Raw genomic sequence first — 19,161 nt, 5'->3', positions numbered from 1 at the left:
CTCGATGACTTCCTGTCAGGCACCGTGCGGACGCACGGAGTTGCTGCTGTGCGCCCTTGCGGAGGACGATCCTACGTTTGAACCACGGGGGCGCATCAAGGGTCTCATGAGGACACATGCGCGGGCGTACGGTCCCAGTCATCCGGAAGGGGCGGTACGACCCAGGACGGATCGGGACGCCAGTGCTGCCAGCCGTCCGAAAACGGCGCCCCCCAGGCGTCGATCACGTCAAGTGCGGCCCGTCCCGCCGCGCGGACGTCAGCGGCCTTGCCCGCGCCCATCAGACCCGCCCTGCGGGCCTCGGCGAACTCGTCCTCGTCGTGCCAGCGCCAGCTGCGGTCCGGGCTCACGGAGATGTCCAGAAAGTGATCCTCGGAATCGACGCCACCGGACCAACGGGCGTGCGGTTCCTCCAGGTTCACGTACCAGCTCCTGAACTGCCAGCCGGGCTCCCAGAACAGCCAGACCGACCATGGATCGCCCGGCCGGGCCAGCTTGAGGACGCCGGTGCCGAACCAGTGGTCCCTGCGGACGGTGCGCGGCTTGGTGTAGCGGGTGGCCAGCGGCTCGTCGTGGACGGACGTGCCGTCGGCGAGCACCGGCTTCACGCACTCGGTGCCGGGTGCCATCCAGACGGCGAGCACCTCGTCGGTGTCCCGCACGACGGTGACGGGGCGACAGATGTGGACGCGGCTCCCGGAGTTCTCCCGGTACCGCCACAGGATGTGGTCCCCGGGCGCCCACCGCACCGCCCCGCCGCCGGTCGTCGTCTGCCCGTCGAGGTCTGTCATGCACAGATACTAGACGCCTGCCGGGACGGGGTACGGGGGTGCGGCCTAGGGATGCGTCATGCGCAGGACGTCCAGCGCCTCGTCCAGCTGCTCCAGGGTGAGGTCGCCCCGCTCGACGTAGCCGGACGCGAGGACGACCTCACGGATCGTCTTCCGTTCGGCGAGGGACTTCTTCGCGACCTTCGCCGCCTCCTCGTACCCGATGTACTTGTTCAGCGGCGTCACGACGGACGGCGACGACTCGGCGTACTCCCTGGCCCGCTCGCGATGGGCGGTGATGCCGTCGACGGTCCGGTCGGCCAGCAGGCGCGCCACGTTGGAGAGGAGCCGGACGGATTCCAGTACGTTCTTGGCGATCACCGGCAGCATGACGTTCAGCTCGAAGTTGCCCGCCGCGCCCGCCGCCGCGACCGTCGCGTCGTTCCCCGTGACCTGCGCGGCGACCATCAGCGCGGCCTCCGGGATGACCGGGTTGACCTTGCCGGGCATGATCGAGGAGCCGGGCTGCAGGTCCGGGAGGCTGATCTCGGCGAGGCCGGTCCGCGGTCCTGACGCCATCCACCGCAGGTCGTTCGCGATCTTCGTCAGGCCGACGCCGATCGTGCGGAGCTGCCCGCTGGTCTCGACGATGCCGTCCCGCGCGCCCTGCGCCTCGAAGTGGTCGCGCGCCTCGGTCAGCGGCAGCCCCGTGGCCCGTGCGACCTCGGCGATGACGGCCGCCGAGAAGCCGGGCGGGGTGTTGATGCCGGTGCCCACGGCTGTGCCGCCCAGCGGCAGTTCGGCGAGGCGGGGGAGCGAGGCGCGCAGCCGCTCGACGCCGTACCGCATCTGGGCCGCGTACCCGCCGAACTCCTGGCCGAGCGTCACCGGCGTCGCGTCCATGAGGTGCGTGCGGCCGGACTTCACCACGTCCGCGAACTCCTCGGCCTTGCGCTCCAGGGCGGCGGCGAGGTGTTCCAGGGCGGGGATCAGGTCGTTGCCGACCGCGCCCGTGGCCGCGATGTGGATCGAGGACGGGAAGACGTCGTTGGAGGACTGCGAGGCGTTGACGTGGTCGTTGGGGTGCACGTCGCGGCCGAGGCGCTCCGTCGCGAGCGTGGCGATGACCTCGTTGGTGTTCATGTTGGACGACGTGCCGGAGCCGGTCTGGAAGACGTCGACGGGGAAGTGGTCGTCCCAGCGTCCCTCGGCGACCTCGGCGGCGGCGCCCGCGATGGCCTCGGCGACGTCCTCGCCGAGCACCCCGAGCTCCGCGTTGACCTTGGCGGCGGCCGCCTTGATCCGGGCGAGGGCGGCGATGTGGGCGCGTTCCAGGACCTGCCCGGAGATGGGGAAGTTCTCCACCGCGCGCTGGGTCTGAGCGCGCCATTTGGCGTGCGCGGGGACCCGGACCTCGCCCATGGAGTCGTGCTCGATCCGGTACTCGCCGGTCCGGCCGTCGCTGGTGTCGCTGGTCATGCGCTGAACCTACCTCTCCGCTCAAACCCCGTAAAAAGTTGAGCACTTGTCTTGTTCCAGGTATTCCCAAGCCTGCTACTGACCAGTAAAAACCCTGGGTAACACCACACCGGGGAGGCGCAATGAAGCGCATCAGACGCAGCAGCGGCCGGGGTCGGCTGCGATGTTCGTTCGCGGCGGCCGCCGCGATGACGGTCGTGCTCGGCGCGGCCGCGGCCGCGCCCGCCCAGGCAGCAGACGGGAGCGGGGCGAAGGCGCCCGCCGCGACGCCCCTGTCGCCCGAGCTGGAGAAGGTCCGGGCGGCGGAGGCCACCAAGCTCTACGGCAGCCCGGCCGAGCGCCCCATGGCCGACCGCAAGACCGGCCTGATCTCGCTCGGCGACAGCGAGATCTCCGGAGAGGGCGTCGGCACGTACGAACCGGGCACGGACGGCCCCGACAACTGGTGCCACCGCTCGCCGGACGCCGCGATCCACCGCACCGGCATCCCGGCCGACGTGACGTACAACGTCGCCTGCTCGGGGGCGCAGACCGTCAACATCAAGATCGGCGGTCAGCAGCAGTACGCCGACGAGCTGGTGCAGAGCGACAACCTCGCCGTCAAGGCGCGCAACACGAAGATCAAGACGATCCTGCTCGTCATCGGCGCCAACGACGACCTCGACTTCTCCGGGGTGATGACGGACTGCGTCACCCGCTTCCTGCTCAGCCAGGGCGCGTGCGCGGGCAAGTACAACGACGGCTGGCAGGCGCGCGTCGACGGGCTCGTGCCCAAGGTCGAGCAGTCCATCCGCGACCTGAAGACCGTCATGAAGGACGCGGGCTACCAGGAGGGCGACTACAAGCTCGTCGCCATGGGCTATCCGAGCCCGATCGGCCCGGACTTCCGCGACAACCCCAAGTTCCCCGGCAAGCTGGCCTGCGGCGGGCTCGGCTACGACTCCGACACCGAGTGGGGCCGCAACTACGCGGTGCCCGCCTTCGGGGCCGGCATGCGCAAGGCCGCGCGGAACGCGGGCGCGATCTACCTCGACAACTCGCGGCTCTTCCACGGCCACGAGGTCTGCACCGAGGACACCTGGGCGCGCGGTCTCTACGTGGACCTGTCGAACCCGTTCCCGCCGGACTCCAACTCGGTGCGCCAGTCCTTCCACCCCAACGCCCGCGGTCACGCCGCCTTCGCCTCCTGCCTCACCCAGATCTACAACTCGGGGCAGCGGGAAGCCGGTTGTGCGGACCCGGCGAGCACGGGCAGCCCGAAGCTGTACGCGGGCGCCTGGGACGACGCGTACAAGCCCCTGAAGAACGAGGCCACCGGGACCTGTGCCGACGTCGACGCCTCGAAGAGCGGCAACGGAACCAAGGTCCAGGGCTGGGACTGCACCGGCAACCGCAACCAGACCTGGTGGTACGACGACGCCCAGCGGTCGCTGCACACCGGTCTGACACAGGACCGCTGCCTGGACGTGCCCGACAGCGCGTACAAGGAAGGCACCGCGGTCACGCTCTGGAACTGCCACGGAGGCGGCAACCAGAAGTTCGTCCGTGCGGCGGGGACCGTGCGGCCCGCCGCCGCGAACGGGCTCTGTCTGACGCTGGCGGGCGCCAAGGAGCCGGTGCGGCTGCAGAAGTGCACGGGGGCGGCGAACCAGCGGTTCGCCTGACCCCGGACATGAGTAGGGGCCCTCTCCAGGAGCGGAGAGGGCCCCTACGTAGTGCTACGCCAGGCCGGGACCCCGCACCGGGATGTGCGTGAACGTCGGCTCCGGAGCCGGGTTCTGGAAGAAGTCGTTGCCCTTGTCGTCGACGACGATGAAGGCAGGGAAGTCCTCGACCTCGATCTTCCAGACCGCCTCCATGCCGAGCTCCTCGTACTCGACGACCTCGACCTTCTTGATGCAGTCCTGCGCGAGGCGCGCGGCGGGGCCGCCGATCGAGCCCAGGTAGAAGCCGCTGTGCGCGTCGCACGCGTCGGTGACCTGCTTGGAGCGGTTGCCCTTGGCCAGCATCACCTTGGAGCCGCCCGCCGCCTGGAACTGCTCCACGTAGGAGTCCATCCGCCCGGCGGTGGTCGGCCCGAAGGAGCCGGACGCGTAACCCTCGGGGGTCTTCGCGGGGCCCGCGTAGTACACGGGGTGGTCCTTCAGGTACTGCGGCATCTCCTCGCCCGCGTCGAGCCGCTCCTTGATCTTGGCGTGCGCGATGTCGCGGGCCACGACCAGCGGTCCTGTGAGCGAGAGACGGGTCTTCACCGGGTGCTTGGTGAGCTCGGCGAGGATGTCGTCCATCGGCTGGTTGAGGTCGATCCTGACGACGTCCGCGGACTCGTCCAGGTGGGAGTCCTCGGTCTCCGGCAGGAAGCGCGCCGGGTCCGTCTCCAGCTGCTCAAGGAAGACGCCCTCGGCGGTGATCTTCGCGGTGGCCTGGCGGTCCGCCGAGCAGGAGACGGCGATGGCGACGGGCAGCGAGGCGCCGTGCCGCGGCAGGCGCACCACGCGCACGTCGTGGCAGAAGTACTTGCCGCCGAACTGCGCGCCGATGCCGATCTTCTGGGTGAGCTCGAAGACCTTCTCCTCCAGCTCCTTGTCCCGGAACCCGTGGCCGGTGGCGGAGCCCTCGGCGGGCAGCTCGTCCAGGTAGTGCGCGGAGGCGTACTTCGCGGTCTTCAGGGCGAACTCGGCGGACGTGCCGCCCACGACGATCGCCAGGTGGTACGGCGGGCACGCGGCGGTGCCCAGCGAGCGGATCTTCTCCTCCAGGAACTTCATCATGGAGGCCTCGTTCAGGACGGCCTTCGTCTCCTGGTAGAGGAACGACTTGTTGGCGGAGCCGCCGCCCTTGGCCATGAAGAGGAACTTGTAGGCGCCGCCGTCGGTCGCGTACAGCTCGATCTGGGCCGGAAGGTTGGAGCCGGTGTTCTTCTCCTCCCACATGTTCAGCGGAGCCATCTGCGAGTAGCGCAGGTTCAGCTTCGTGTACGCGTCGAAGATGCCCTTGGAGAGCGCCTTCTCGTCGCCGCCCTCCGTGAGGACGTTCTGGCCGCGCTTGCCCATGACGATGGCGGTGCCGGTGTCCTGGCACATCGGGAGCACACCGGCGGCGGCGATGTTGGCGTTCTTCAGCAGGTCCAGGGCGACGAACTTGTCGTTGCCGGACGCCTCGGGGTCGTCCACGATGCGCCGCAGCTGGGCCAGGTGCGCGGGCCGCAGGTAGTGCTGGATGTCGTGGATGGCCTCGGCGGCGAGCTTGCGCAGGGCCTCCGGGTCGACCTTGAGGAACGTCCGCCCGTCGGCCTCGAAGGTGGCGACACCCTCGGCGGTCACCAGCCGGTACGGCGTGGTGTCCTCTCCCAGGGGGAGCAGATCGGAGTACTCAAACTCTGGCATTACGGCCATTCCTCACTCGGCAGACAGCGGCGCGGCCTCCATTGGCGACGCGCCAACCAGCGTAGAGCGCGCGGACCCGGGCGGGTTTGTGAGGTAAGGCTCAGTAACTGCGAGCGGGTTGTCCACTGGGTTGTCCACCCGGTTGTCCACAGGGGTAGTCGCGATCTATCGCGTTTGGGTACGCTGCTCGCGTGGACCTCCAAAAGCAGCCCTCATCGCTCCGCGCCTCCGACGCCGACCGGGACCGCACCGCGGACATCCTCCGCGAGGCCCTGGCCGAGGGCCGCCTGACCGCCGAGGAGCACTCGGAGCGGATCGACGGGGTCTATGGCGCCAAGACCATGGCCGAGCTGGAGCCGCTGGTGCGGGACCTGCCCGCCGCGCACGAGCAGCCGACCGCCCGCCGCCGCGCCCCCGAGTCCGCACCGTCCAGGCCGTCCCCGGGCGTCGTCCCGCCGGTCGCGGACGAGAACCTCGTCGCGGTGCTGAGCAGTTCCGTGCGCCGCGGCCGCTGGCGCGTGGGCCGGCGCACCCATGCGTATGCCGTGTTCGGCAGCGTCGAGATCGACCTGAGCGAGGCGATCTTCGAGCAGCGCCAGGTGGTCATCAAGGCGTTTGCGATCTTCGGCTCGGTCGACGTCCGCGTCCCGGAGAACGTCTCGCTGAGAGGCAGCGGCACCGGCATCCTCGGGAGCTATGAGGTGGACACCCTCGACTCCGCCGATCACGACGCCCCGGTCGTCTTCGTGGACGGCACGGCGATCATGGGCAGCATCGAGGCCCGGCCCAAGCGCGGCAAGATCGTCCGCGATCTCCATCAGCAGCTGCGCAAACACCTCGGACGCTGAGAGCGCACGGACGGTTACGGGGAGGCCGGACTTCCGGACTCGGAACTCAGTGCATAGGCGCGCACACAGCGGGTAGAGCTTGCTGCATCGTCTCTCGCTCGCGAAGCCGTCGTCAGGAGTAGACCGTGCTGCAACCGTCGTCGCATCAGTCTCTGCAGGTAGCCGCTGTTCCGGCCCAGCGTGAGCCAGTGCGGGATCGGGACGATGACGCCCCGTGGCACACGGAGGCCGTGTGCCGCCGTGACGAGGCGGGCCTGTTCTTCGCCCCGTCCAAGGAACCGACCGCGGCCAGGCTGTCCCGCGAGGAAGCCGCCAAGCGCGTCTGTGCCCGCTGCCCCGTCATGGTCGAGTGCCGCGAGCACGCCCTCCTGCAGCCCGAGCCGTACGGCGTGTGGGGCGGCCTCACCGCCGCCGAGCGCCGCGTGGTCCTGGCCCGCCGCCGTCGGCGCGACCTGGAGCTGCAGAAGGCGGCGCACGCGGCGGGGATAGCGGCTGCGGGCTAGAGGCCTGCGTACGACGATGGGGGCGTCCCCCGCACGGGGCGCCCCCATCGACGTACGGACTGCTCACGGACTGCTCGGCGCTCGGTGCTACTTCGCGCGGTCGAAGTCGATCGCGCTGTACGCGCGCAGCTTCGAGAGCCGGTGGTCGGAGTCGATCTTGCGGATCGTGCCCGACTTGGAGCGCATGACCAGGGACGACGTCGACGCGGTCGCCGCGCGGTAGCGCACGCCCTGCAGCAGCTCGCCGTCGGTGATGCCGGTCGCGACGAAGAAGACGTTGTCGCCCTTGACCAGGTCGTCCGTGGAGAGCGTGCGGTCCAGGTCGTGGCCCGCGTCGATGGCCCGCTGGCGCTCCGCGTCGTCCTTGGGCCACAGCTTGCCCTGGATCACGCCGCCCAGGCACTTGATCGCGCAGGCCGAGATGATGCCCTCGGGGGTGCCGCCGATGCCCATGAGCAGGTCGACGCCCGTGCCTTCGCGGACGGCCATGACCGAGCCCGCGACGTCGCCGTCCGAGATGAACTTGATGCGGGCGCCGGTCTCGCGGATCTCCTTGACGATGCCCTCGTGCCGGGGGCGGTCCAGGATCATGACCGTGACGTCCTCGGGCGAGGAGTTCTTGGCCCTGGCGACGCGGCGGATGTTCACCGATGCGGGCGCGTTGATGTCCACGTAGTCCGCGGCCTCCGGGCCGGTGACCAGCTTGTCCATGTAGAACACGGCGGACGGGTCGAACATGGCCCCGCGGTCGGCGGCGGCGAGCACGGCGATCGCGTTCGGCTGGCCCTTCGCGGTCAGCGTCGTGCCGTCGATCGGGTCGACGGCGATGTCGACCTCGGCGCCGGTGCCGTCGCCGATGCGCTCTCCGTTGAAGAGCATCGGGGCTTCGTCCTTCTCACCCTCGCCGATGACGACGACGCCGTTCATCGAGACGGTGTGGACGAGGGTCCGCATGGCCCTGACAGCGGCGCCGTCCGCGCCGTTCTTGTCGCCGCGGCCGACCCAGCGGCCCGCGGCCATGGCGGCCGCCTCGGTGACCCGGACGAGCTCCAGGGCGAGGTTGCGGTCGGGAGCCTCGGGAGAAACCTCGAGCTCGGAGGGGAGATGATGCTCGGTCATCGGAGCGCACCTTTCTGCTTGATACGACGACGGCCGGATGAGGGATTGTGAACGACTCTATCCGTAGGCCGACAAAATGAGCAGAGGGCCCCACGCATGAGCGGCGGGGGCGGCCACGGCGAGACCGGGGGAAGGCGCGAACCCGGCGCCTGAGACCATGGGGGCGTGGCAGGAAGACAAGGCACTCAGACCGTCAAGAACATGCTGTGGTCGTTGGTGGTGATCGCACTCGCTGCGGGCGTGATCTACATCTTCATCCCGCACAACGAGTCCAAGAGCTCCGTGAAGCGGGTCGACTACCGCGTGGAGCTCCTGACGGCCCGCCGGGCCGCGGCCTATCCGGTGGCGGCGCCCGAGGGCCTGGCCAAGGCGTGGAAGCCGACGTCCGTGCGGTTCAACGGCGCCGACCACGACACCTGGCACCTGGGCTTCCTCGATCCGGACGAGGAGTACGTGGCGATCGAGCAGTCGACCGACAAGGCGCGCACCTTCATAAAGAAGGTCACGCACAACGCCACGAAGACCAAGGCCACCGAGGAGATCGGCGGCCGCACCTGGCAGCGCTACGAGGGCGACAAGTACGACGCCCTGGTGACCAGCGAGAAGGGTGCGACGACGGTGGTCACGGGCACGGCGTCCTTCGGGCAGCTGACGAAGATGGTCGAGTCGCTGAAGATGTCCTGATTCCGCAGACGCGCGAAGGGCCCCCGGCACTGTGCCGGGGGCCCTTCGCATGTCGCGTGAGCGGTGCGAGCGGGGTCGCTCAGACCAGCGGGGTCGCTCAGACCGTGGTGACGACGTCCTCGTAGGAGAGGCGCGGGGAGCGCGGGAACCAGGCGTCGTCGCCCGGCTTGCCGATGTTGACGATCATCAGCGGGGTGTGGTCGCCGTCCAGGAACTCCTTCTGGACGCCCGCGGCGTCGTAGCCCGTCATCGGACCGGCGGCCAGACCGGCGGCGCGCACGCCGACGATGAAGTACGCGGCCTGCAGCGAGGCGTTCAGCTGGGCGGCCTGCTCACGGACCGGGCGCTCCGTGAAGAAGGCGTCCTTGGCCTGCGGGAAGTGCGGGAACAGCGCGGGGAGCTCGTTGTGGAACTCGTTGTCCGCGGAGAGGATCGCGACGAGCGGCGCGGCGGCCGTCTTCGGGCGGTTGCCCTCGGCCATGTGCTGCACCAGGCGCTCGCGGGCCTCGGGGGAGCGGACCAGCGTGACGCGCAGCGGCGACTGGTTGAAGGCGGTCGGGCCGTACTTGACCAGGTCGTAGATCGCCTGGACCTGCTCGTCGGTGACCGGCTCGTCGGTGAAGGTGTTCGCGGTGCGGGCCTCACGGAAGAGCAGGTCCTGGGCGGCGGGGTCAAGTGCGAGAGACATGGATCAACCTTCTTGAACGTACGGGGTGTCTGCGAAACCCGTCACCGGGCCCGCGACTACGAGAGTACGCCGCCACTGTTCAACTTTCAATCAAAACTGGAGCTGCGTGATCCGGTTCACAAACCGCAGGTCAGCGCTGTTTTGCGGAGAGCGCCGCGGAATGCGGCCTCAGGAGTCGAGGTCGGCGTGCGTGCCCTCGCCGTGCTCGCCGTCCTCGCCCCCCAGCTCCGGGCCCGCCAGGGCCGCGTCGAGGCGGGCGCGGGCGCCGTCGAGCCACCGGCGGCAGATCTTCGCCAGCTCCTCGCCGCGCTCCCACAGTGCGAGCGACTCCTCCAGGGTGGTCCCGCCGGTCTCCAGTCGGCGCACCACCTCGATCAGCTCGTCCCGCGCCTGCTCGTAGCCGAGCGTGTCCGTGGCGCCGGTGGCGCCCGTGGAGTCCGCCGTCTCGTCCGTCTTGCTGGTCATGCGCCCACCCTAAATCTCGGCATTGTCGTCATTCTTTGCGGTTTCCGTTGCCGGTACCGCTCGTACGGTGAAGGTGCCCTCGGCGACGCGGGCCTGCAGCTCGTCGTCGGCGGTCACCTCCGCGGGCGCCCGGACGACCGTGCCGTCCGGCTTCTGCAGCACCGCGTACCCCCTCTGGAGGGTCGCGGCGGGGGAGAGGGCCACCACGCGCGCGTGGGTGTGCGTCAGCTCCGAGCCCGCCCGGTCGAGAAGGTGCCCGAGCGTGCGCCGACTGCGGTCGACGAGCGCGGCGACCTGCTCCTCGCGCTCCTCGACCATGCGGTGCGGGTGCTCCATGGAGGGGCGGCCCAGGGCGTGCGCGAGGCCGCGGGTCTCCCGGTCCAGGAAGGCGTCCATGCTGCGCCGGGCGCGGTCCCGGAGCCACTGCACGCGCTCGTACTCCTCGCCGACGTCCGGCACGACCTTCTTGGCGGCGTCGGTGGGCGTCGAGGCGCGCAGGTCCGCCACGTGGTCAAGGAGCGGATTGTCCGGCTCGTGGCCGATGGCGGACACGACCGGCGTACGGCACGCGGCCACCGCGCGCACCAGCTGCTCGTCCGAGAACGGCAGCAGGTCCTCCACGCTGCCGCCGCCCCGCGCCACGATGATCACGTCGACCCCGGCGTGCGCGTCGAGCTCCTGCACGGCCTGCACGACCTGGGGCACCGCGTGCACCCCCTGGACGGGGACGTTGCGCACCTCGAAGCGGACGGCGGGCCAGCGGTGCCGCGCGTTCTCCAGGACGTCGCGCTCGGCGGCCGACGCGCGTCCTGTGACCAGGCCGATGAGCTGCGGCAGGAAAGGCAGGGTCTTCTTGCGCTCGGGCGCGAAGAGGCCCTCCGCGCCCAGGTTCTTCTTCAACTGCTCGATCCGCGCGAGCAGCTCACCGACGCCGACCGGCTTTATCTCGGCGGCCCGCAGCGACAGCTGCCCCCGCCGCTCGTACCACTCGGGCTTGGCGCGTACGACGACGCGGGCGCCCTCGGACACGACGTCCGCCACCGCGTCGAACACCTGGCGGTAGCAGGTGACGCTCACCGAGATGTCGTGGGACGGGTCGCGCAGCGTCATGAAGACGACACCGGCGCCGGGCCTGCGGGACAGCTGCGTGATCTGCCCCTCGACCCAGACGGCACCGAGCCGGTCGATCCACCCACCGATGAGCCGCGACACCTCCCCGACGGGGATGGGCGCGTCCGGGGACGTGTTGAGAGCCATGCACCGAGCGTAACGGCCCCCACAGACAACCCCCGGCACGACCGGTACCCCCCATCCCCGCCACCACGAGCCCTCACCGAAACGGCGGCCGGAGGCGGGTCGCCGCTCAGGGGCGCGGGGAACTGCGCGAGCAACCACGGACGGACCCGCACCCGACAGACGACGACTCAGGGGCGCGGGGAACTGCGCGAACGGCCACAACGGACCCGCACCCGAGACGCGTCGTCAGTCCCCCACCCGTTCCCGCCCTCGCCCCCGCCCCTGCACCACCAGGACCACCAGCCCCACCGCCAGCCACACCGCACCGACCACCTGCGCCGAGCCCGACGCCTCCCAGATGACCGCCACCACGATCGCCGCGCCGAGCACCGGGACCAGCACGTGCCGCCACCAGCTGAAGCCGTCGTCGCGGTGGCGCAGCGCGAACCAGCCCACCACGCTCGCGTGCAGCAGCAGGAACGCGGTGAGCGCCCCGATGTCCACCACCGACACCAGGTGGTCCATGCCGTCGTCCCGCCGGGCCGCCCACACCGCGGCGACCATCGTGACCACGGCCGCACACAGGAGCGCGATCCGCGGCGTCCCGGAGTCCGTCTTCGAAAGGACCTTCGGCAGCCGCCGGTCCCGCGCCATCGCGAAGAGCAGCCGACCTGCCGCCGCCTGCCCCGCGAGCGCCGCGAAGGCCGCGCCGATCGCCTTGCTGACGGCCACCAGCTTGTGCAGCCACTCACCGGCCGCGGCCTCCGACGTGTCGTAGAAGGCGGTCCCCTGCTTGCCCGGATCCGCCGCGAGCTGGGCCGAGGACAGCGGCTCCAGGAGGGCCACCAGATACGTCTGGAGGATGAACAGGAAGCCCGCGAGCGCCAGACAGACAAGCACCGCCCGCGCAACCTTCGCCGAACCGCCCGTCACCTCCTCGGCGAAGGAGGCGATGGCGTCGAAGCCCAGGTACGACAGGACGGCGATGGACACCGCGCCCACCACCGCCGACAGCGCGAACGCGCCCTGCGAGCCGTCCCCGGTCAGCGGCGAGAGCCAGTCGCGCTCCGCCCCGTCCCTGGCCAGCACGGTCACCGCCGCCACGACGAAGACCAGCAGCACCACCACCTCCATGGCGAGCACCGCGAAGCCCACCCGCGCCGCCATCCGCACGCCCCACAGGTTCAGCGCGGTCGTGATGAGCACCGCGAGCGCCGTCCACACCCACCGGGACACCGACGGCACCAGCGAGTTCATGGCGATCCCGGAGAAGAGGTACGCGACCGCCGGAATGAGGAGGTAGTCGAGCATCGCCATCCACCCGGCGATGAATCCGGGGCCCTTCCCGAGCCCCGCGCGCGCGTAGGCGAACACGGAACCCGCCTGGGGGACCACCCGCACCATCTGCGCGTAACTGAATGCGGTGAACGCCATGGCGACCGTGGCGATCAGATAGACCAGCGCGACCGCGCCGTGCGACTTCGCGTCGAGGGTTCCGAAGACACCCACCGGCGCCATGGGGGCGATGAAGAGCAGTCCGTAGACCACGAGGTCACGGAAGCCGAGACTGCGCCGCAGCCCGTCACCCCCGTCACCGCCGTCACTCCCGGCGGGCTCGGCACCCTCGGCATGGGCTCCCGTACTGGCGGACTGTCCGGACATCGTGCCTCCGTAGACCGACGCGTAGATCAACGCAGGTCACCAGTGTCCCCAACCGGGCGATCTTTGACGCGCTGGATGCGGCCTTACGATGGTGGGCATGACTGCTACGCCTGGCTCCCGCCGTGTCCTGCTCGCCGCTCCCCGTGGCTACTGCGCGGGCGTGGACCGTGCCGTGATCGCCGTCGAGAAGGCCTTGGAGCAGTACGGGGCCCCGATTTACGTACGCCACGAGATCGTCCACAACAAGTACGTCGTGCAGACCCTTGAAAAGAAGGGCGCGATCTTCGTCGACCGGACGGCGGAGGTCCCCGAGGGCTCCATCGTCATGTTCTCCGCGCACGGCGTGGCCCCGACCGTCCACGCCGAGGCCGCCGAGCGCAAGCTCGCCACCATCGACGCGACGTGCCCGCTGGTCACGAAGGTCCACAAGGAAGCGGTCCGGTTCGCCAAGGACGACTTCGACATCCTCCTCATCGGGCACGAGGGCCACGAGGAAGTCATCGGTACGTCCGGTGAGGCGCCCGACCACATCACGCTGGTCGACGGCCCCGATGACGTCGCGAACGTCGAGGTCCGCGACCCGGACAAGGTCGTCTGGCTCTCCCAGACCACCCTCTCCGTGGACGAGACCATGGAGACCGTCGACGCTCTGAAGGGCAAGTTCCCGAACCTGCTCTCGCCGCCCAGCGACGACATCTGCTACGCCACGCAGAACCGTCAGATCGCGGTCAAGAAGCTCGCCGAGGACGCCGAGCTGGTCATCGTCGTCGGCTCCAAGAACTCCTCGAACTCCATTCGCATGGTCGAGGTCGCCCTCGACGCGGGCGCCGCCGCCTCGTACCTGGTCGACAACGCCGAGGAGATCGACGAGGCGTGGCTGGAGGGCGTGACCACGGTCGGCCTGACCTCGGGCGCTTCCGTGCCGGACGTGCTGGTGGACGGCGTCATCGAGTGGCTCGCCGAGCGGGGCTACGGCGACGTGGAGACCGTCAAGACGGCCGACGAGTCCATCACCTTCTCGCTCCCCAAGGAGCTCCGCAGGGACCTGCGCGCCGAGGCGGCCGAGCTGTCACAGGGCTGACCGCGCCGTACCGTGGGGGCCATGCAGATCTTCGGCGTGGACATCGGCGGATCCGGGATCAAGGGCGCACCCGTGGACCTGGACCGCGGAGAGCTGACCCAGGAGCGGCACAAGGTACTGACCCCGGACCCGGCCACGCCGGACGCCGTGGTCGACGTCGTCTGCGAGGTCGTCCGGCACTTCGGCTGGACGGGCCCGGTCGGCGCCACCTTCCCCGGGGTGATCACGAACGGCACGGCGCACACCGCGGCCAACGTGGACAAGAGCTGGATCGGCACGGACATCCGCAAGCTCGTCTCCGACCGGCTTGGCGGTGTCCCGGTCACCGTCCTGAACGACGCGGACGCGGCGGGCGTCGCCGAGATGCACTTCGGCGCGGGCCGCGGCCGTACCGGCACGGTCATCCTGCTCACCCTCGGCACGGGCATCGGCAGCGCGCTGTTCACCGGCGGCCATCTGGTCCCGAACACGGAGCTCGGCCACGTGGAGCTGCGCGGCCACGACGCGGAGAAGAAGGCCTCCTCCAAGGCGCGCGAGGACGAGGATCTGACCTGGGAGCACTGGGCGCGGCGCGTACAGAAGTACCTCGCGCACGTGGAGATGCTGTTCTCGCCCGAGCTGTTCATCATCGGCGGCGGCGTGAGCCGCAAGGCGCACAAGTTCCTGCCGCTCATCGAGGGCATCTCGGCGGAGATCGTCCCGGCCCAGCTGCAGAACAACGCGGGCATCGTGGGGGCGGCGATGGCGGCGGCGGACGAGTGACGCGTACGGCTGGGGACGGCTAGGCGGCAGGCAGCCGCTTCCCACGGCCGGGCCCCGCCCCACCCTTGCCCGGCCCACCCCGCGCCGGACCACCCCGCCCGGGTCGGCCCTGCCGCCGCAACACCATCAGCCGAATCTTCCGTACGGTCACGATGACCCCGGCGACGAGCGTCCCGCCGTACAGCCATCCGGCGTTCAGGGCGAGCGTCGTCACGAGCCCCATGAACTGACCGCTGAGCCCGCCCGTGCCCTCCGCCACGGGCAGCACCCCGGCGGCGAAGGCGATCGGTACGCCCACCGGGGCGGTGACGAGGTCGGCCGGGCGCACCCACAGGGCCGTCAGCGCGGCGACGGGCAGGAACAGCACGCCGTACGCGACGACGGAACCGCCCGCGACCAGGCGCAGCAGACAGGCGAGCAGGAACATCACCGCCGTGCAGAAGAGGCCGCTGCCGAGCCCCGTCAGGCGGGGGTTCGGAATGCGGCGCAGCGTCCGGTACAGCGGTGTCCTGCGCAGGGCCAGGACGAACGGTGGAACGGGACGGCGCGGACGGGGCGTCGCCCGGTACGTCGTGCCCGACGCGTCGGTCCGTCCCTGCGGGGGCAGCGGGGCGGGCCGGCGGGGCCGGGCCGGGGAGGCGGGCCTGGGGCCGGACTGAGGGGGACGCGTCCTGTGTTGCTCCACTGGACCAACCTAGGCGGGGCGCGGCGCCGAATCCGTCACGGGACACGCCCTTGAGCCGACCTTGGCCATGCGTTCGATGCGGAGGCGACGGGCAGGCGGGGGCGGCGGGCGCACGCCGTAGACTGGGGGATCGCCCCACGGTCACTACGGCCCTCCGGGCCGTCCACCCACAGCCCTCACGTACGGGAAGTCGCAACGTGTCGCTCACGATCGGAATCGTCGGTCTGCCGAATGTCGGCAAGTCGACCCTGTTCAACGCCCTGACCAAGAACGACGTGCTGGCGGCCAACTACCCGTTCGCCACGATCGAGCCCAACGTGGGCGTGGTCGGTGTCCCCGACACCCGCCTCACGAAACTGGCCGAGATCTTCTCCTCCCAGAAGGTCCTCCCGGCGACGGTCGACTTCGTCGACATCGCGGGCATCGTGCGCGGCGCGAGCGAGGGCGAGGGCCTCGGCAACAAGTTCCTCGCGAACATCCGCGAGTCGGACGCGATCTGCCAGGTCATCCGCGCCTTCAAGGACGAGAACGTCGTGCACGTCGACGGCAAGGTCTCGCCCAAGGACGACATCGAGACGATCAACACCGAGCTGATCCTCGCCGACCTCCAGACCATCGAGAAGGTCCTTCCCCGCCTCCAGAAGGAGTCGCGGATCAAGAAGGACATCGCCCCGAAGGTGAAGGCGGTCGAGGAGGCCAAGGAGATCCTGGAGAAGGGCGACACGCTCTTCTCCCAGGGCATCGTCCAGGGCTCGGGCAACGAGGAACTCCTCCACGACCTGCACCTCCTCACCACCAAGCCCTTCCTCTACGTCTTCAACGTGGACGAGGACGAGCTGACGGACGACGCGTTCAAGGCGGAGCAGAGTGCGCTGGTCGCCCCCGCGGAGGCGATCTTCCTCAACGCGAAGCTGGAGTCGGACCTCGCGGAACTGGACGAGGACGAGGCCCTCGAACTCCTCCAGTCGGTCGGCCAGGAAGAGCCCGGCCTCGCCACCCTCGCCCATGTAGGCTTCCGCACCCTCGGCCTCCAGACCTACCTCACGGCAGGCCCCAAGGAGTCCCGCGCCTGGACCATCAAGAAGGGCGCGACGGCCCCCGAGGCGGCCGGTGTCATCCACACCGACTTCCAGAAGGGCTTCATCAAGGCCGAGATCATCTCCTTCGCGGACCTGGTCGCGACGGGTTCCGTCGCGGAGGCCCGCTCGGCGGGCAAGGCGCGCATGGAGGGCAAGGAGTATGTGATGCAGGACGGGGATGTGGTGGAGTTCCGCTTCAACGTGTAGCGGCTGACATATCACCACGTCGCTGATCTGGCAAACATGCAGGTCAGAGAGGGTCCGACTCTTCGGGGTCGGGCCCTTAGTTTTTTCCCGTGCTGGGATGGTGCTGGGATAGCTGACCCCTCATCACCTGTCATCACCCCTGGTCATCCCTACCGTGCTGGGATCGTGCTGGGATGGGATGAGAACGCCCGTGCTGGGTTTCGGACAGTGATCTGACAGGTGCGCGGGGTGGGTGCCCAGAGGCTCCGTCTGCACGCTTTCTTCACGGCTCCGCGGCCTCCTGCGGAAACAAATCTGCACCCGCCCGACGTTGTCGATCTCCTAGCCGAGGAGGGGAAGGTGTCGGGCCTGAAGCTGTTCCACACGACGAATAGCGGCGTGACTGAGGTCACGCCGCGTCTTGCTGCGGTCGAGGCGGATGTGCAGGATCTTGTCGAGGCACACATGGAGGCGATGCTGGGCGTCACGTTCCTAGCGAGCGAGTACGTGATCGACTGTGTCGACGGCGGGCGCATCGACTCACTGGGGCTGGACGAGAACGGTGCGCCCGTGATCGTGGAGTACAAGCGGGGCACGGATGCCGGTGTCATCAACCAGGGCCTCTTCTACATGGCCTGGTTGATGAGCCACAAGGACGCCTTCCGGAGTCTGGTCCGCGACCGGCTCGGGGGGACGGCCGCGTCCCAGATCCTGTGGAGCGCACCGAGGCTGATCTGCGTGGCCGGCGACTTCACCCGCTACGACGCGCACGCCGTACGCGAGCACCGGCGCTCGATCGACCTGGTCCGCTACCGGTATTTCGGCAGCGACCACTTCGGTCTTGAGACCGTAGCCTCGGTCACCGGGCACTCGGCAGCGGCCAAGCGGGCACGCCGTGGCACGCCCGGGGCGCAGCCGGTTCGGCAGCAGGGCGGTGCGATCGACGAGCTGGCGGCAGCGGTCGACGAGGTCCTCGTCGGGCTGGGTGACGGCGTCACCCGGGTGCAGCGCAAGCAGTACCGCGCCTATCAGCGGCTGCGGAACTTCGCCTGCCTCATCCCGCCCCAGCAGACCAAGGTGCTGGTCTACCTGAAAGCGGACCCGACGGCGGTGGACCTGGTGCCTGACTTCACCCGGGACGTGACCGGGGTCGGTCACCACGGCACGGGAGACCTGGAGGTTCAGCTGCGCACCGAGCGGGACCTGGAGCGCGCTCAGGACCTGTTCCGGCTGAGCTACGCCGCGGCGTGACGTAGCAGGAAATGCGAGCCGTGTGGCGGTGACGTTAGGGATCGTCGCGGTGCTGCCTTTCGACGGGCGGTCAGGAAGTGGCGGTGGAGCTACAAGTATTCGGCGGATCCCCGGTTTCGGTAACCGGGGATCCGCCGCTATATTGACGCCGCTTTCCGCACAGCCGCGGTTCGGTTCGCGAGTGTTCTCGTCCTTCTGTCGAGGTTGGCTTCCTGTGCCGGCCGCAGCCTTTCCCCGGCGCGAGGGCGATCCCATTCGGGGGTTTGCTATCCACGGCGGGTGACTCCGCTGGCGCGGTGCCTATGGGGTGCCTGGCTGTGCCTCGGCGTCTGTGTCGGTCACCGACTGCGGACGGTCGTGGCCCGGGGCCAACGTGATCTCGACGTGCTTCGCCCGGAAGGACAGCGGGATCCCAGCGGCCTTCCGAGCGCGCCGGTACGTCAGGGCCCACCCCATCGCCTGCTTCGGCTTCTCACCAGTGTCCTGGTCAACGCGCCACCACAGCCAGCCGAAGGGGTGGGTCCGGGAGCTCTCAAAGGGAGCCATGAAGCAGTACACCGGCAGGTCGCTGCCCTTCGTCAGGAGCTTGCCCGTCTCCGGTATGGCCCCGAACTTGATCAGGTCCTGGCGTGTGTCGGCGCGCGCCGTCCTAGCGATCCCGCGGGCGACCGCCGCGACGAACCAGCCGACGGCCGCCGCCACGATGACGATGACCACGACCCATCCGGTGCTCATCGCGTCGAGCCCCCGCAGGGGACGAGGCGCAGGCCGGAGCGCCTGAGCCCGCCCGGTGCCACGGCGTCCGCGCTGGCGGAGTCGAGACCGGCGACGAGGGCTAGGGCGGGCTGCAGCTCCCTGACCGCGTTGGTGGCTGCGGCGCACGCCTCCTTCGCCTCGGCGTACTTCGGCCAGGCGCGCACGACAGCAGGTTCCGCGTACTGGCGGGACATCTCCGTGTTGCGGTCGGTGGCGTTGGGATCGAGGCCGAACCGCCCGTTGCAGTAGTCGGTCCACGAGGACCGCAGGCTCAGGAGCTGCCGCGCTGCGTGCAGCGCAGGCAGCAGCACCGGGACCAACGCGGAGCCCGGGGCGATGGCTGCAGTCAGACGGTGCAGAGCGGTGTGCACGGCGAGGCTGTCGTACACGGCCTCGGCGATACGGGGGTCAGGATCGCGCCCCGGGTGGTCGTCGACGAACGGTGTGCGGGTGGCCACTTGAAGGTGGGCGCAGTAGGCCAACTCCCGCTCGCCCACAGTCGGCTGCTGGTCCGGCATGAC

The 19,161-nt window shown here is 69.8% G+C and carries 19 protein-coding genes; 8 read left to right on the top strand and 11 right to left on the bottom strand.

Annotation, left to right across the window (positions count from 1 at the left end):
* Positions 1–104: 104 nt before the first annotated feature.
* Entirely contained in the window at positions 105–791 is a 687-nt protein-coding gene (locus ABZV77_RS05965; protein ID WP_356250770.1) for a DUF402 domain-containing protein, read from the bottom strand.
* 45 nt (positions 792–836) lie between these two features.
* The gene (locus tag ABZV77_RS05960; RefSeq protein WP_356250768.1) at positions 837–2,249 is read right to left on the bottom strand and encodes a class II fumarate hydratase; all 1,413 of its coding nucleotides are present in this window, start codon (positions 2,247–2,249) and stop codon (positions 837–839) included.
* A 122-nt stretch (positions 2,250–2,371) separates the two neighbouring features.
* Here ABZV77_RS05960 and ABZV77_RS05955 point away from each other — a divergent pair, with 122 nt between their 5' ends.
* Entirely contained in the window at positions 2,372–3,913 is a 1,542-nt protein-coding gene (locus ABZV77_RS05955; protein ID WP_356250766.1) for a ricin-type beta-trefoil lectin domain protein, read from the top strand.
* A gap of 54 nt (positions 3,914–3,967) precedes the next feature.
* Here the strand turns inward: ABZV77_RS05955 and ABZV77_RS05950 are convergent, their stop codons facing one another.
* The gene (locus ABZV77_RS05950; RefSeq protein ID WP_356250764.1) at positions 3,968–5,644 is read right to left on the bottom strand and encodes a fumarate hydratase; all 1,677 of its coding nucleotides are present in this window, start codon (positions 5,642–5,644) and stop codon (positions 3,968–3,970) included.
* 182 nt (positions 5,645–5,826) lie between these two features.
* Here ABZV77_RS05950 and ABZV77_RS05945 point away from each other — a divergent pair, with 182 nt between their 5' ends.
* On the top strand, positions 5,827–6,483 hold the full coding sequence (locus ABZV77_RS05945) for a DUF1707 domain-containing protein (protein ID WP_356250762.1): 657 nt from the start codon (positions 5,827–5,829) through the stop codon (positions 6,481–6,483).
* Between the two features lie 125 nt (positions 6,484–6,608).
* The gene (locus ABZV77_RS05940) at positions 6,609–6,986 is read left to right on the top strand and encodes a WhiB family transcriptional regulator (protein ID WP_356250760.1); all 378 of its coding nucleotides are present in this window, start codon (positions 6,609–6,611) and stop codon (positions 6,984–6,986) included.
* 87 nt (positions 6,987–7,073) lie between these two features.
* Here ABZV77_RS05940 and glpX read toward each other — a convergent pair whose 3' ends face one another.
* On the bottom strand, positions 7,074–8,105 hold the full coding sequence (gene glpX, locus ABZV77_RS05935; protein WP_356250758.1) for a class II fructose-bisphosphatase: 1,032 nt from the start codon (positions 8,103–8,105) through the stop codon (positions 7,074–7,076).
* 165 nt (positions 8,106–8,270) lie between these two features.
* Between glpX and ABZV77_RS05930 the strand changes: the two genes are divergently transcribed.
* Positions 8,271–8,789: a DUF4245 domain-containing protein gene (locus ABZV77_RS05930; RefSeq protein ID WP_356250756.1), complete on the top strand. Its 519-nt coding sequence runs from the start codon at positions 8,271–8,273 to the stop codon at positions 8,787–8,789.
* A 97-nt stretch (positions 8,790–8,886) separates the two neighbouring features.
* Here ABZV77_RS05930 and ABZV77_RS05925 read toward each other — a convergent pair whose 3' ends face one another.
* The 4 genes from ABZV77_RS05925 to ABZV77_RS05910 all read right to left on the bottom strand — a co-directional run bounded on the left by ABZV77_RS05925 (position 8,887) and on the right by ABZV77_RS05910 (position 12,840).
* Positions 8,887–9,477 carry a malonic semialdehyde reductase gene (locus ABZV77_RS05925; RefSeq protein ID WP_356250754.1) on the bottom strand — a complete coding sequence of 197 codons (591 nt, stop codon included), beginning with the start codon at positions 9,475–9,477 and terminating at the stop codon, positions 8,887–8,889.
* 168 nt (positions 9,478–9,645) lie between these two features.
* A complete protein-coding gene (locus ABZV77_RS05920) occupies positions 9,646–9,942 on the bottom strand; it encodes an exodeoxyribonuclease VII small subunit (RefSeq protein ID WP_356250752.1) in 297 nt (98 codons plus the stop codon).
* Between the two features lie 9 nt (positions 9,943–9,951).
* The gene (xseA, locus tag ABZV77_RS05915) at positions 9,952–11,199 is read right to left on the bottom strand and encodes an exodeoxyribonuclease VII large subunit (protein WP_356250750.1); all 1,248 of its coding nucleotides are present in this window, start codon (positions 11,197–11,199) and stop codon (positions 9,952–9,954) included.
* Positions 11,200–11,424: 225 nt separating this feature from the next.
* Positions 11,425–12,840 carry an APC family permease gene (locus tag ABZV77_RS05910; protein WP_356250748.1) on the bottom strand — a complete coding sequence of 472 codons (1,416 nt, stop codon included), beginning with the start codon at positions 12,838–12,840 and terminating at the stop codon, positions 11,425–11,427.
* 88 nt (positions 12,841–12,928) lie between these two features.
* On the opposite strand from ABZV77_RS05910, the gene ABZV77_RS05905 reads away from it, so the two are divergent.
* A complete protein-coding gene (locus ABZV77_RS05905; protein WP_356250746.1) occupies positions 12,929–13,921 on the top strand; it encodes a 4-hydroxy-3-methylbut-2-enyl diphosphate reductase in 993 nt (330 codons plus the stop codon).
* A gap of 21 nt (positions 13,922–13,942) precedes the next feature.
* Positions 13,943–14,683, top strand: a complete 741-nt coding sequence (ppgK, locus tag ABZV77_RS05900) for a polyphosphate--glucose phosphotransferase (RefSeq protein WP_356250744.1) — start codon at positions 13,943–13,945, stop codon at positions 14,681–14,683.
* 19 nt (positions 14,684–14,702) lie between these two features.
* On the opposite strand, the gene ABZV77_RS05895 is transcribed toward ppgK, so the two are convergent.
* Complete coding sequence (locus ABZV77_RS05895; protein WP_356250743.1) at positions 14,703–15,368, bottom strand: DUF6542 domain-containing protein; 666 nt, start codon at positions 15,366–15,368, stop codon at positions 14,703–14,705.
* Positions 15,369–15,565: 197 nt separating this feature from the next.
* Between ABZV77_RS05895 and ychF the strand changes: the two genes are divergently transcribed.
* A complete protein-coding gene (ychF, locus tag ABZV77_RS05890; protein WP_356250741.1) occupies positions 15,566–16,654 on the top strand; it encodes a redox-regulated ATPase YchF in 1,089 nt (362 codons plus the stop codon).
* Between the two features lie 339 nt (positions 16,655–16,993).
* Positions 16,994–17,884, top strand: coding sequence for a DUF5655 domain-containing protein (locus ABZV77_RS05885; RefSeq protein WP_356250739.1), 891 nt, complete (start codon positions 16,994–16,996; stop codon positions 17,882–17,884).
* A gap of 300 nt (positions 17,885–18,184) precedes the next feature.
* Here ABZV77_RS05885 and ABZV77_RS05880 read toward each other — a convergent pair whose 3' ends face one another.
* Positions 18,185–18,619, bottom strand: coding sequence for a hypothetical protein (locus tag ABZV77_RS05880; RefSeq protein WP_356250737.1), 435 nt, complete (start codon positions 18,617–18,619; stop codon positions 18,185–18,187).
* Positions 18,616–19,158, bottom strand: a complete 543-nt coding sequence (locus ABZV77_RS05875; RefSeq protein WP_356250735.1) for a hypothetical protein — start codon at positions 19,156–19,158, stop codon at positions 18,616–18,618. Before ABZV77_RS05875 ends, ABZV77_RS05880 begins: the two co-directional genes overlap by 4 nt.
* Positions 19,159–19,161: the final 3 nt, after the last annotated feature.

It is taken from the genome of Streptomyces sp. NPDC004732 (assembly GCF_040609235.1).
Lineage (GTDB): Bacteria > Actinomycetota > Actinomycetes > Streptomycetales > Streptomycetaceae > Streptomyces.
The sequence above is the reverse complement of the archived record's forward strand: the minus strand, read 5'-3'. Positions and strand labels throughout refer to the sequence as shown.

Bases quoted from the DNA above. Each gene is read 5' to 3' on its own strand.
- ABZV77_RS05875 (WP_356250735.1), bottom strand. From the start codon at position 19,158: ATGCCGGACCAGCAGCCGACTGTGGGCGAGCGGGAGTTGGCCTACTGC.
- ABZV77_RS05955 (WP_356250766.1), top strand. From the start codon at position 2,372: ATGAAGCGCATCAGACGCAGCAGCGGCCGGGGTCGGCTGCGATGTTCG.
- ABZV77_RS05910 (WP_356250748.1), bottom strand. From the start codon at position 12,840: ATGTCCGGACAGTCCGCCAGTACGGGAGCCCATGCCGAGGGTGCCGAG.
- ABZV77_RS05905 (WP_356250746.1), top strand. From the start codon at position 12,929: ATGGTGGGCATGACTGCTACGCCTGGCTCCCGCCGTGTCCTGCTCGCC.
- ABZV77_RS05960 (WP_356250768.1), bottom strand. From the start codon at position 2,249: ATGACCAGCGACACCAGCGACGGCCGGACCGGCGAGTACCGGATCGAG.
- ABZV77_RS05965 (WP_356250770.1), bottom strand. From the start codon at position 791: ATGACAGACCTCGACGGGCAGACGACGACCGGCGGCGGGGCGGTGCGG.
- ABZV77_RS05920 (WP_356250752.1), bottom strand. From the start codon at position 9,942: ATGACCAGCAAGACGGACGAGACGGCGGACTCCACGGGCGCCACCGGC.
- xseA (WP_356250750.1), bottom strand. From the start codon at position 11,199: ATGGCTCTCAACACGTCCCCGGACGCGCCCATCCCCGTCGGGGAGGTG.
- ABZV77_RS05880 (WP_356250737.1), bottom strand. From the start codon at position 18,619: ATGAGCACCGGATGGGTCGTGGTCATCGTCATCGTGGCGGCGGCCGTC.
- ppgK (WP_356250744.1), top strand. From the start codon at position 13,943: ATGCAGATCTTCGGCGTGGACATCGGCGGATCCGGGATCAAGGGCGCA.
- glpX (WP_356250758.1), bottom strand. From the start codon at position 8,105: ATGACCGAGCATCATCTCCCCTCCGAGCTCGAGGTTTCTCCCGAGGCT.
- ABZV77_RS05950 (WP_356250764.1), bottom strand. From the start codon at position 5,644: ATGGCCGTAATGCCAGAGTTTGAGTACTCCGATCTGCTCCCCCTGGGA.
- ABZV77_RS05925 (WP_356250754.1), bottom strand. From the start codon at position 9,477: ATGTCTCTCGCACTTGACCCCGCCGCCCAGGACCTGCTCTTCCGTGAG.